Here is an 11711-nt window from a genome sequence, read left to right as displayed (position 1 = left end):
ACGGCTTTAATCCAAAGAGTGAGTTGGTGGTTTAGAAAAATTGGTTTGGATTTTAAACCCTATGATTTACGTCATGGTTGGGCAATTCGAGCGCATATTTTGGGAGTTCCTATTAAGGCTGCGGCAGATAATTTGGGTCATAGTGTGCAAATTCATACGAAAACTTATCAACGTTGGTTTTCTTTGGATATGCGGAAGTTGGCAATTAATCAGGCTTTGAGTAAACGGAATGAGGTGGAGTTGATTAAGGATGAAAATACAGGGTTGAAAATGGAGAATGAAAAATTGAAGATTGAGGTAGAAAAGTTGAGAATGGAAATGGTTTATAAAAGGAGTTAATTTTAATAGCAATAAATAATGTAGAGTCCATCTAAGCAAATAACCAGAATGATTAATTAAAACACTTCACGCACCATAACACTATTTAAATGCTTCAATTTGATCCGAATAAACATTAATTAGCTTGTGATCAATGACTAACATTTCAATCTCTGTCCAAACTCTAGCTAGAAATGAGTGAAAATCACGTTTTGGCATATTCCCAAAACGTAGATGCACTATTTTAGGTGGAGAAGAATCAACCATCAACCGATCCGAAAAATCTGCATCTTTAGTAACAATCACCAATTCTTTTTCCTTTGCATACTCCCAGATTTGGCTATCACTTGGACTATTCCCTAAAATAGAAACATGAATGACGGGTAAAGATGGAGTAAATTGGATTTTAGTGGGAAGATTTTCATCAAATAAAAACCCATTCATGCAATTTTTCTCACTTCGTAATGATTCCCCATCAATTTTGCTGCGAATTGGATGCAAGCATAAATATCTTCTCGTTCTAAAGATGGGTATTCTTCTAGAACTTCCTCGATAGAATCACCTGCACCTAAAAATTCTATAATTGTTTGTACAGAAATTCGAGTGTTAGTAATAATCGGTCTGCCGTTGCAAATATCTGGATGAATAGTTATTCGCTTTTCCATAACAATTTTTTCTTTTTATAAACCTAGTGTTAAGTAGATAAGAATAATATTATTTTACATTATTGTTAGCAAATTGTCATTATTTTTGAATAAATTCCTGTATGATATCGTATAATTAGGTCATTAACAATAATCAAAATCTTTATGTAATTTAGAGATATTGAAACTCAGTGAATCAGGGATTTATCACAGTTTGGAAAGCAAGGGAAGTATAACAATATGGCATTAGTAACCCTAAAGCAAATAATTAAGCAGCTTGAAACACTTGAAATAGCAGAACTTCAGCAACTTAATCAGATGATTCAAAAATATCTTGCTGATAAAGAAGAAACTGCAAAACAAGCAGCATTTCACCAAGCGTTGATTGATTCTGGTTTGGTCAAGGAAATCAAGCATCCTACTTATGAACCAATCTCAGAAAGACAGCTAATTTATGTTGAAGGAAATCCTGTTTCTCAAACTATTATTGAGGAACGGCGTTAGATGGCAATTTATTTCATAGATAGTAGTGCATTAGTTAAGCGTTATGTCAGCGAAATTGGATCAGCATGGGTGTTAGCTTTATTTGATCCAAATCTAAAGAATGAGGTATTTATAGCAGCAATAACTGGTGTGGAAATTATTGCAGCTATTACCCGAAGATCCCGTGGTCGAAGTATTAGCATTGCAGATGCAACATTAATACGCAATCAGTTTAAACATGATCTACAAAAAAACTATCAAATTGTAGAAATTACGGAAAGTATAATTAATTCGGGAATGGCATTGTCGGAAACTTATGGATTGCGAGGTTATGATGCTATCCAATTAGCAGCCGGTCGCGCAGTTAATACTATTTGTATTGCTAATGGATTATCTCCTATTACTTTTGTGTCCGCAGATAAGGAATTGAATGCAGCAGTAGTAAGTGAAGGATTAATGATTGAAAATCCTAATAATTACCCATAGAAGAAATATTATTTTTATGCTGTGTGGTATAATTTAAAAGTTACAGTTAAGCAAGGAGTAGAAATTATGCAAATCATGATTGAAATTCCTGATCATCTTGCTAATCAATTACAACTACAACCGAATCAAATTTCCCAAAAGGTGTTGGAACTTATTGTAGCTGATAATTATCGTCAAGGTCTTATTGGAGCAGGAGAAGTTCACAAAATGTTAAATTTTTGTTCTCGATGGGAAACATATCAATTCCTCAAAGATCAAAAGGCTTACTTACCCTATACTGAAGAAGACTTAGAAGAAGATGTCCAAGCAATTGGTAATCTGTTAGGTACTAAATGATTATTGTTTCCGATACTTTTCCTATCAACTACCTCATTTTGATTGGTCATGAAGCTGATTGATTTGCCTAATGCTGTTCAAAGTCTTAAAAAAACATCTTTTTGGGCATCTGATAGTTTATTTCAAAAGTTGTTAGATAAGCATTGTTAAAATATATTTAGTTAAATGATAACATAATCAATTTGGGGGTGAAGTTATGGAAATTATGAAAATTACAACACATATTGGTAATGATGGTATTCTCAAAGTTGAACTTCCGGCTGAATTTGCCAATCAAGAATTAGAAATAGTGATTGTATTTCAACCTGTTATAGAAAAATCGTCACTATCAAGTAAACCTACCAATGCTCACACAAATAACCACAAAGGGGGTAATTTTTGCCTTTGATGCCATTAATACTCAGAAAGAACTTGTCAGTTGATTGTAGATAGCTTAAAATTTTTAAAGTAAGGCTGATTTGTGCAACTTTTGAGAATAGCTTGTGAATAACGGGTAAAGGATTTACTAATTATATTTACGGAGTGTAGCATCACCATGAAATTGGACTCATTCACCAAGACTGGATTAGGTGTAGCGATCGCATTAGGTACTACTGTTTCTTTACACCAACCCAGCTATGCCCAAACACGGGGATTTTATTGCGATCGCTCAACGGGTGTACCTGTAACAGTATACCAAAATTCTCAAGGCACTACTGAGCCTTGGATTAAGTGGACTTCCAATCATTTCCGCTACTCTGGTTACGATCCTGTAACGCGCTGTCAAGAGGTAAGTGGCAGATTAGAAACCTATCGCCGTAACAAACAGCTTAAACTCATCACCGTCGGGAAAATGAATGGACAAAATGTGGTTTGCACCGCTAGTCAAGTTAATGGACGTTGTGAAGGTTTAATATTTACCCTCAAACGCGGTCAAGATGCAGTAAAAACACTGACTAATCTCTTGGCATGGCGTGAAGGGCAAGCGGGTACACCATCCCTTAGTGAAAGTATACAACTTTATATAGATGTAAGTGGAAGGTTAGGAGAAGACACAGACGGCACTACACAACCTACCACACCTACCAATGTTCAGCCGACACCATCCCAACCCAGTGAAGGACGTAGTGGAGAGTTCAATTAAATGACCCCCTGTGGGTGGCATAAAGTGGCTAATTGGCTAGGACTGGGACTGATGAGTAGTTTAGCAGTTTCTCCCTTATATTTCCTTGATGGGCGCAATGCGATCGCTCAAACAGTCCCCTCCTACTTAACAGCCCAAACTGAGACGGGGAATATGCAAAAATTGGCACAAAAAACCACTGTGCGAATCATCATCCCTAATGCTTCTGGTTCTGGTGTAATTGTCCAGCGTCAAGGACAAATTTATACAGTTCTGACTAGCTGGCACGTTGTCGCTTCCAGTGATCAGCATACAATTATCACCCCAGATGGTCGGCGTTATACTCCCGTATCGCGCCAACTTAAACAACTTGGTAATACTGATTTAGCTATTACTCAGTTTCGTAGCAATTCTTCCTATCAAGTGGCAAGTATCAGTAATCAACCTGTATTACTAGGAGAACCCGTATTTGCGGCGGGTTTTCCTATGTATCAGGAACAGAGTTTGGCCACAACTTTTGACCAAGGTATTAGGGGATTTAGATTTACCAGTGGTAAAATTTCAGTGCTACCACCAAAATCTCTCGCTCAAGGTTATCGCTTAGGTTACACCAATAATATTGTTGTAGGCATGAGTGGTGGTCCGATTTTTAATGCTAGTGGTTTACTAATTGGCATTAATGGACGGGTAAAAAACCGTGATCCAGATTTTGGGGTGTATGCCTTTGAAGATGGTACAGAACCAGCACCAGAATTATTAGCACAAATAGTTAATTCTAGTTGGGGAATCCCCATAAGTAGCTATTTACAATTTCTGAACTTACCCCGATCCCAGCAACCCGTTTTATTACAAGGAACAACAGAAAACAATGTGCGGTTAAATCCCGTCATTCCTCTGTTACCAAAACCGAAAAAAGGGGAAGTTAGGTCTACTTTATCGGAGTAAATTTAGTAAGGGTGAAGTGATCGTAAGGGCGAAGCATTCGGACAGAAAATTAATGATTTTCCCAATAAGTTATCACCCGAATGCTGATGCTTCCAGCACGCTCCGCGAACACCCCTACAGGGATTTGTAAAAAATGTAATTTTCACTTTCAAGGAGTTGTTTATGAGTTTTGGTTTTTTTCGGTTTAATTATGTTCCTAGTTTGTTAACAGGAACAGCAGTAGTAGCAGCAATCGTAATTAGTCAACCGGCTTCTGCTAAAACTGCTAGAGAAGTGGCTAAAATTGCTGTACCAACAACTGTAAGAATTGACAGTTCTGCTGGTGCAAATGCTGGTGGTTCTGGGGTCATAATTGCCAAAAATGGAAATACTTACACGGTGTTAACTGCTAATCATGTAGTTGCCAGTCAAGCCCAAGAATACAATATTTATACCAGCAAAAAGAAAACTCATGCTGTTACTTCAGTGCAAAGTTTACAGAAAACTGAAACCAGTCCAGATTTAGCAATAGTTAAGTTTGAAAGTTCTGAAGAGTATTCTGTTGCACCAATTAGTAATTCTGATGATGCGGGAATTGGTACAGGTGTTTATATTTCTGGTTATCCGATGTCAATTGAAATCGAAGGTGAGCGAGAATATGCGTTTACAAATGGGCAAATTATAAATCGTCCTGACAGCAAGCCTAAAGGATACACCATGCGCTATGATGCTTTGACTCGAAGAGGTATGAGTGGTGGTCCAGTTTTTGATGTTAGCGGTCGTGTGGTGGGTATTCATGGTGAAGGTGATGTTGATGGGGAAATTAAAAACGAGTCAGCATCGGGAGGAAGTATCCGCAACAAAACTGGTTTTAATGCAGCAGTTCCTATTAATACTTTCAAAGAACTAATTTCTCAAGCTGGTGTGAAAGTTAGTTTTAAAGAAGATAATTCTGAAGTTGCAAATGTAGAAGCAACTCAACCCACAAAGGCTGAAGTGAAAAGTTGGGAACAGGAATTTGCGGCCGGGATAATTAAGAATTTGATTGAACAGAATATTCCTCGAGTTATTCCTCGTCTTCCTCGTATTCGATTTTAATTGGTAGGGCAATTACATTTACTATTTTGGTGTAATTGCCTTTATTAATTTCTTTATTTGTCTTAATAAGTATTAACTATTGTGAGGTAAATTATGCGTCGGATTCGTATTTTGGCTTTGGGAATTGCTAGTTTTGCTGTTGCTTTAATCGCTGCTTTTTTTACTTCGGGTACATGGTTGAATAGAGCGATCGCCTCTGCTATGTGTACCGTTTTCAGCTTCAATTCGGCTATGTGTACGGTAGATTTAGGGCGATCGTCTGAGCGAGTAGTTGCAGCAACTCCCCCGGCTGTAGAAAAGACGATTTTTGATGGTTTAGGGGATTTATTGGTACAGCGTTCAAGGGAATTTGATGATGATCAGCCAACTACTTCGCCATCTGGAAGTAATCCACAAGCACCATCGTTTCCGCAAGATCCTGGTCCGAATCAACCTCTGCGTCGCCCTGATTTTGATGATGATTCACCTACTACATCTTCTCCGACTATATCTAACAACACCAAATCAGATTTTACTTTAAGAAAAAAAACATTTAGAGGATGTGAATTTATTTTAAACACAGCACAACAAAATCAGACTAATAAAAAATTATCACTTATCTCAGTAGAATATTTAGCCAATAATCAAAGTCCTTGTGGACAGTCATTCACTGTTAAATTTGCTCAGGATTTTAATAAAATTGAAATTGAATTTGCTAATGGAGAAAGAAGCATTTTAGAAAACTTAAATCGTAATGATGTAGTAAATTTTATATCTTTTGATTATCAAGGTAAAAGTTCGCGTACAGAAATAAAGATACCAAATGAAATTCGAGAGATAATAAGCAGTATTGATCGCCATGATTATCTAGTATCCAAATCTAAAAGTGGAGCTAAAAATGGAGATAAAGCTTGCAAAGGAATGGAAGATTATTGCAAAGGAATGGATAAGGTTTCCACAAATTTAGGTATGCTTGAACTTGCAGTTGCATTCACTGGTCCAGGTGTAGTATTGGAAGGTTATTTAGCCATAATTGATTTAGTATTAAATTTTGGACAACTTCCATGTTTTGCTACTTTTGGTGGTGATCCACCACTTCCTTTTGGCGATCTTTTTAAAGTGTTGTCTAAAGCGAATAAAATTCCGGTAAATTTTGATAGCAAGAAAATTAGTCGTTTTGGCTCTAAGATGGTAACTGGAATGGGTAAGTTTATGGGAGATACCGTTGGCGACCCAGAACTAGGATCTTCTATAAGAACAATAACTGCTGGTATTGCTAATGGATTAAGAGGAAGAGAACTACAAGAGCTAATAGATGATCCTAAAACCTTTCAAAAATATTATGAGCAGTTTAATCCAAAAGAACAAAACCTTCGAGAACAGAATAGAGATTCACTAACAGAAAAATTTTTCAGAGATGCTGGTTTACCATTTTCTCCTCTTTGTCAAGATAAAAAAGATAGAGAACTTAAGGTTGCACCAGAATTACCATCAGCAACAAGAATTAAAATCTGTGCTGTTCCAAAAAAGTTCTGGCGGAGTCATAAGAGAAAAATTGCTACAGTCAATATGGAAGAGACAACTTGTATTGTTCCAGGTCCTGTAATGACTAAGCAAGGCGAAGTAGATGGACAGCAATGGGTAGGTGTATGTGAGCGCACAGGCAATAACACCTTTGGTCAGCCACCAACTAAAAAACCTCGCAGTCAACCAGAAGACCCTGCTCGTCGAAATCCTGTACCTAACTGTCCTGCAAATTGGGGAAAGTAATGGTAATCATACATTGGTGTTAATTGCACAACCAAAATTTTGTATTGTGAAAATAGCGATCGCATTTCCCCTACTTCCAATCAGGCGATCGCTTGAATTTCTATTGTGATATCAATGGAGGCGATCGCCATTTCCCCTAATTTCAATCAGGCGATCGCTTGAATTTCTATTGTGATATCAATGTATGCGATCGCCATTTCCCCTATTTTCAATCAGGCGATCGCTTGAATTTCTATTGTGATATCAATGGAGGCGATCGCCATTTGTCATAATTTTAATCAGGCGATCGCACCATATTATATGATCCTGTAGGGGTGAAGCATTCGCATGATAAAAATATGGAACAAATAGACAACATATATTGGCGAATGCTTCACCCTGTCCCACGATAAAAATATAGAACAAACAGATAACATATATTGGCGAATGCTTCACCCTGTCCCATAACCATGACGCTATTAACAGGAATTTAATTCATGCCCTATAATCCCGAAATTCACCACCGTCGTTCCATCCGATTAAAAGGATACGACTATTCTCAACAGGGAGCATATTTTCTCACCATTTGCACCCATCAACGTAATTGTTTATTTGGTGAAATTGTAGATGGTGAAATGAAATTAAATACAAATGGTGAGATAGCAAGGTATTCTTGGTTATCTATTCCTCGGCATTTTCAAAATGCAGAATTAGATGAATTTGTGATCATGCCCAATCATTTACATGGGATTATTATGATCGTTAAAAGTGAAGCAACTCAAGATTTTTCACAATCGGTTTCTGAGGTGGAGGGCGAAGCATTGGCAAATCAAGATTTTCAACGGAAACAAAATTTATCGAGCCAATGCTTCGCCCCTACAGGTGAAAAAATTAAAATTAATGGCACAACACCACAATCTTTGGGATCCATAATTCAAAATTATAAATCTGTTTCTACACGCCAAATTAATCGAATCAATAAAGCTAAAGGAAATGTAATTTGGCAACGTAATTATTATGAACGTGTTATCCGCAATGAGGAAGCATTAAATAATACTCGCCAGTACATTGTCAACAATCCGATAAATTGGGAAGAAGATGAGGAAAATACTAACAATCTTAATTAGCGATCGCCTATAATTATTAGTGAAGGAACAGCTTAGTGAGGACATTATGACAATCACAACATTGAAGAAATTAGACTTTGTAGAATTTCTACAACAACATCCCGATGATGGTATTTATGAATTAGTAAATGGAGAAATTGTTAAAGTGGAAGCAATTAGAGCGCACAAAAACGTAGCCAGATTTTTAATGTTTGGTTTTAATGACGAAATTCGACGTTTAGGACTTGATTATATTGTAGATAAAGATATAGTGATTAGAACCTTGAGCAATAAAGGAGATCAAAGAGGCAGAAATCCTGATGTGAGCGTAGTTAGCGCATCTTTATGGAATGCTAATGTTACAAGTTATGGTGCTGTAATTGAACCAATTCAATTAGCAGTAGAAGTGACATCAACGAATTGGGAAGATGACTATGTTGATAAATTAGAAGAATATGAAAAGCTAGGAATTAAAGAATATTGGATAGTCGATTATTTAGCGATAGCATCCAGGAGTTATTTAGGAAACCCTAAATTACCAACAGTATTTGTTTATGAATTAGTTGATAGTAAATATCAGCAAAAAGCATTTACAGGAACAGACAAAATTATTTCTCCTACCTTTCCCGAATTAAATATTACAGTTGAACAAGTAATTAACGCTAGTCAAATTTATAATTTATGATCTAAAGCACTCCTTATTTATCGTCTACAAAACCGAGATCACATATAACATTTCTAGCGAGTGCCTTTGAGTAATTTTTCTATAATCGAGTCATCATCGACAATATCAACTTCCTGGTTGTATTCAACTCTGCATCTTGCTTTCCGAAAATAGCCACTATAGGAAAATGATTTTTCTTGCTGCTTGTACAAATCTATCTGCTTTTTTATAATCTTGTCTACAACTTCGACAGCAAATTGATATGCTCCTTCTAATTTGTCTGAATTATTAATACTTGCCAAATCATTTTCTAAAAACTTGTAAACACCATAGGCTAATAATTCGGTAGCATGACTAATATATTCTCTTTGTTCTCGTTGAGCCTCTTTTTGACTTTGAACATAGCGATAAATATGATAAGCATAGATTAATTGTAGATATATAGGTGATTCTTTTTCACCATTAAATAATTTATGTAATGGATCTTTAGTATTATTTGTAGCATCAAAAATAGCTTCCATAACTTCATATACACTATTTTTAGCTGTTTCTGGCTGCTCGTAAAAAGTTGCATACCAAAATCGTAAAAGCGTATCGCTTTCAATCGTAGACTTTAGCTGCTTACTGGAATAACTTGAAAAAATTTCACCACGTTTTGTAATATAAGCAATTCCTTGATTGGCAAATATTTCTTTTACATACAAATTGAAGTCTTTATTACTAACTTTATCTTTATAAGAGATGGGAGTTTGAGTATTAGTAGCATCTGTAATTTTTTCGACTATTTCCGTATCACTTGTTTCGTACAAACGTATGTTTACAAAAACATTTTGAAGTCTATCAATTCCTTGATTTTTGTTTTCTTTGTATACTTCGTAAATAACACGAGTTGTTTGTAAACCATTGACAATTATAGGATTGTGGGTTGGTAATATGTATTTTCCACTTTGTAAGGTAGATGGAATTTCCATTTTTTCACAAATGATTGTCACTCCATTATTAAGCAGAGGGAAATAAATCGCTGAATCTGGATTAGTTAATGTTTCTCTCATCTTTTGATTTGGTCTAACTTTGAATCCTAAAAAAGAACGCAGATTATCAGAAAATAGAAATTCATAAGTATTATTAGCAGTTAATTCTTGTTCAATCAAATTACAAAGTTCATTAGCTTCAATCCGAAAGTTTGCGGCTCTCACGTTACCAACAGAGTATGTATATAAGCCTTGTCCTTGCCTATCAGAAGTTATGATGTTTGATGTTTGAGGATTAAAAATAAATTTTATATCTTTGCGTTTAGCTTGTGCTTTAATTAGCTGACTGATTTTTCCGTAAATTGCTTCTGCATCCCAAATTTCAAATTCGTCTGGTCTATGGTAGGCTAAATAGTTTTGATGATTTGCAGCATGATTAGGATTTTTATTAGAACCATTATAGACAAAGTAATATTTAATTTCGATAATAAAACCATCTTTTGATAGCTGCTGATATTCATTTATTTTAGGTTCAAGTAATTCTGAATGTGGCTTAGTTATTCCATAAATAAAAGAATCGTCTACGTCATGACGAAATTTATCAAGTTCGTTTGTTTTTAGACTTTGACTATTTTTACATTGAAATACCATTAGTGTATAGTAGCCGCCTTGTTCCACAAACACAGCCCCATCTATCCCACCATCTCTACCTTTGAGATCGGGCTTTTCCCTGATTTGAATGTCATCATATACTTCTTGAAATGGTCTCTCTGTAATCGTAGCCATTGATAAAATTTCAAAGGCTACATCTGGTTTTACAGTAAATTGCTCGGAAATTCTATTTAGATATCCCTGTATAAATAGTTGTCTATTATCCATGATTTTAATCTTAAATATTGGAGGCGACTCTATTATCCTAACTCACATTTGAGAGTAAGTTGATGAGAACTTCCGAAAAGTTCAGGATACACTATGTTGGCATTAGACATATTTTTTTTGGGGTTAAATATAAGCTAATAAGAAATTACAGCTTTTTGTTGACTTGAAGCGATCGCCACAAAAACCCAACATGAACACAAAGTTACTATTGGAATTAGAACAAATAAATCTGCGTTTAAAATCTGCAAAAACCAGAGTAACAATTCGAGAATCAAATGGATGTCTGCAATTACGAGCAACTTTACCCCTGAAACCAGGAGACGCAGATATCAAAAAAACAGGTAAAAAACAATATAACCTTAGTTTAAATATTCCTGCTAACTTACAGGGATTAAAAACTGCTGAAGAAGAAGCTTATGAACTAGGTAAGTTAATTGCGAGAAAAAGTTTTGTATGGAATGATAAATATTTAGGACATGAATCAATTAAAGAAGATTTACGAACCATTGGTGAACTATTAGAAAAATTTGAAGAAGAATATTTTAAAACCCATAAACGCACAACTAAAAGTGAACATACTTTTTTCTATTATTTTACCAGAATCAAGCGTTATACAAATACTGATGATTTAGCGACTGGGGAAAATTTAATTCACTCAATTGATAAAATAAATAAAGAATGGGCAAAATATAATGCAGTGAGGGCTATTTCTGTATTTTGTCAACTTTTCCAAATTGAGATTAATTTAACTAATTATTCTAAAATACCAGAAAGTAATTCTCGAAATGTTCCTACAGATAAGGAAATAATTACTGGATTTTACAAGTTTAATAAATATCTAAATAATAGAGGTAAGCAAGTTAATCAAGATGTCAAAGATAGCTGGCAACTTTGGCGTTGGACTTATGGAATGTTGGCGGTTTTTGGTTTACGTCCCAGGGAGCTTTTTGTTAATCCTCATATTGATTGGTG

Annotated in this window: 14 protein-coding genes and 2 pseudogenes; 12 read left to right on the top strand and 4 right to left on the bottom strand. The window is 35.4% G+C overall.

What is annotated here, in order from left to right; translation table 11 throughout:
• A pseudogene (locus VB711_RS25700) lies at nucleotides 1-339 on the top strand (site-specific integrase); the annotation flags it as partial.
• 81 nt (nucleotides 340-420) lie between these two features.
• Here VB711_RS25700 and VB711_RS25695 read toward each other — a convergent pair.
• Entirely contained in the window at nucleotides 421-762 is a 342-nt protein-coding gene (locus VB711_RS25695; protein WP_323289271.1) for a DUF5615 family PIN-like protein, read from the bottom strand.
• Entirely contained in the window at nucleotides 759-983 is a 225-nt protein-coding gene (locus tag VB711_RS25690; protein WP_323289270.1) for a DUF433 domain-containing protein, read from the bottom strand. The genes VB711_RS25695 and VB711_RS25690 overlap by 4 nt, the downstream gene beginning before the upstream one ends.
• Nucleotides 984-1202: 219 nt before the next feature.
• On the opposite strand from VB711_RS25690, the gene VB711_RS25685 reads away from it, so the two are divergent.
• The 7 genes from VB711_RS25685 to VB711_RS25655 all read left to right on the top strand — a co-directional run bounded on the left by VB711_RS25685 (nucleotide 1203) and on the right by VB711_RS25655 (nucleotide 5391).
• Nucleotides 1203-1466: a hypothetical protein gene (locus VB711_RS25685; protein WP_323289269.1), complete on the top strand. Its 264-nt coding sequence runs from the start codon at nucleotides 1203-1205 to the stop codon at nucleotides 1464-1466.
• The gene (locus VB711_RS25680; RefSeq protein ID WP_323289268.1) at nucleotides 1467-1931 is read left to right on the top strand and encodes a type II toxin-antitoxin system VapC family toxin; all 465 of its coding nucleotides are present in this window, start codon (nucleotides 1467-1469) and stop codon (nucleotides 1929-1931) included.
• A 66-nt stretch (nucleotides 1932-1997) separates the two neighbouring features.
• Entirely contained in the window at nucleotides 1998-2267 is a 270-nt protein-coding gene (locus VB711_RS25675; protein ID WP_323289267.1) for a UPF0175 family protein, read from the top strand.
• Nucleotides 2268-2472: 205 nt separating this feature from the next.
• Nucleotides 2473-2655 (top strand): hypothetical protein, encoded by a 183-nt coding sequence (locus VB711_RS25670; RefSeq protein WP_323289266.1) that lies wholly within the window; start codon nucleotides 2473-2475, stop codon nucleotides 2653-2655.
• A gap of 147 nt (nucleotides 2656-2802) precedes the next feature.
• On the top strand, nucleotides 2803-3390 hold the full coding sequence (locus tag VB711_RS25665; RefSeq protein ID WP_323289265.1) for a COP23 domain-containing protein: 588 nt from the start codon (nucleotides 2803-2805) through the stop codon (nucleotides 3388-3390).
• A gap of 24 nt (nucleotides 3391-3414) precedes the next feature.
• Nucleotides 3415-4314: a serine protease gene (locus VB711_RS25660; RefSeq protein ID WP_323289264.1), complete on the top strand. Its 900-nt coding sequence runs from the start codon at nucleotides 3415-3417 to the stop codon at nucleotides 4312-4314.
• A gap of 162 nt (nucleotides 4315-4476) precedes the next feature.
• A complete protein-coding gene (locus VB711_RS25655) occupies nucleotides 4477-5391 on the top strand; it encodes a serine protease (RefSeq protein WP_323289263.1) in 915 nt (304 codons plus the stop codon).
• 62 nt (nucleotides 5392-5453) lie between these two features.
• Here VB711_RS25655 and VB711_RS25650 read toward each other — a convergent pair whose 3' ends face one another.
• Nucleotides 5454-5615, bottom strand: a complete 162-nt coding sequence (locus tag VB711_RS25650) for a hypothetical protein (protein WP_323289262.1) — start codon at nucleotides 5613-5615, stop codon at nucleotides 5454-5456.
• Nucleotides 5616-5718: 103 nt separating this feature from the next.
• On the opposite strand from VB711_RS25650, the gene VB711_RS25645 reads away from it, so the two are divergent.
• From VB711_RS25645 to VB711_RS25635, 3 genes are all read left to right on the top strand, one after another.
• Nucleotides 5719-7140, top strand: coding sequence for a hypothetical protein (locus VB711_RS25645; protein WP_323289261.1), 1422 nt, complete (start codon nucleotides 5719-5721; stop codon nucleotides 7138-7140).
• Between the two features lie 476 nt (nucleotides 7141-7616).
• Nucleotides 7617-8246 (top strand): transposase, encoded by a 630-nt coding sequence (locus VB711_RS25640; protein WP_323289260.1) that lies wholly within the window; start codon nucleotides 7617-7619, stop codon nucleotides 8244-8246.
• Nucleotides 8247-8292: 46 nt separating this feature from the next.
• Nucleotides 8293-8910 (top strand): Uma2 family endonuclease, encoded by a 618-nt coding sequence (locus VB711_RS25635; RefSeq protein WP_323289259.1) that lies wholly within the window; start codon nucleotides 8293-8295, stop codon nucleotides 8908-8910.
• A gap of 53 nt (nucleotides 8911-8963) precedes the next feature.
• On the opposite strand, the gene VB711_RS25630 is transcribed toward VB711_RS25635, so the two are convergent.
• A complete protein-coding gene (locus VB711_RS25630) occupies nucleotides 8964-10739 on the bottom strand; it encodes an AIPR family protein (protein ID WP_323289258.1) in 1776 nt (591 codons plus the stop codon).
• A gap of 190 nt (nucleotides 10740-10929) precedes the next feature.
• On the opposite strand from VB711_RS25630, the pseudogene VB711_RS25625 reads away from it, so the two are divergent.
• Nucleotides 10930-11711: pseudogene (locus VB711_RS25625) on the top strand (site-specific integrase); the annotation flags it as partial.

The organism is Cronbergia sp. UHCC 0137 (genome assembly GCF_034932285.1).
Lineage (GTDB): Bacteria > Cyanobacteriota > Cyanobacteriia > Cyanobacteriales > Nostocaceae > Cronbergia.
This window is presented reverse-complemented; position numbering and strand designations above follow the sequence as displayed.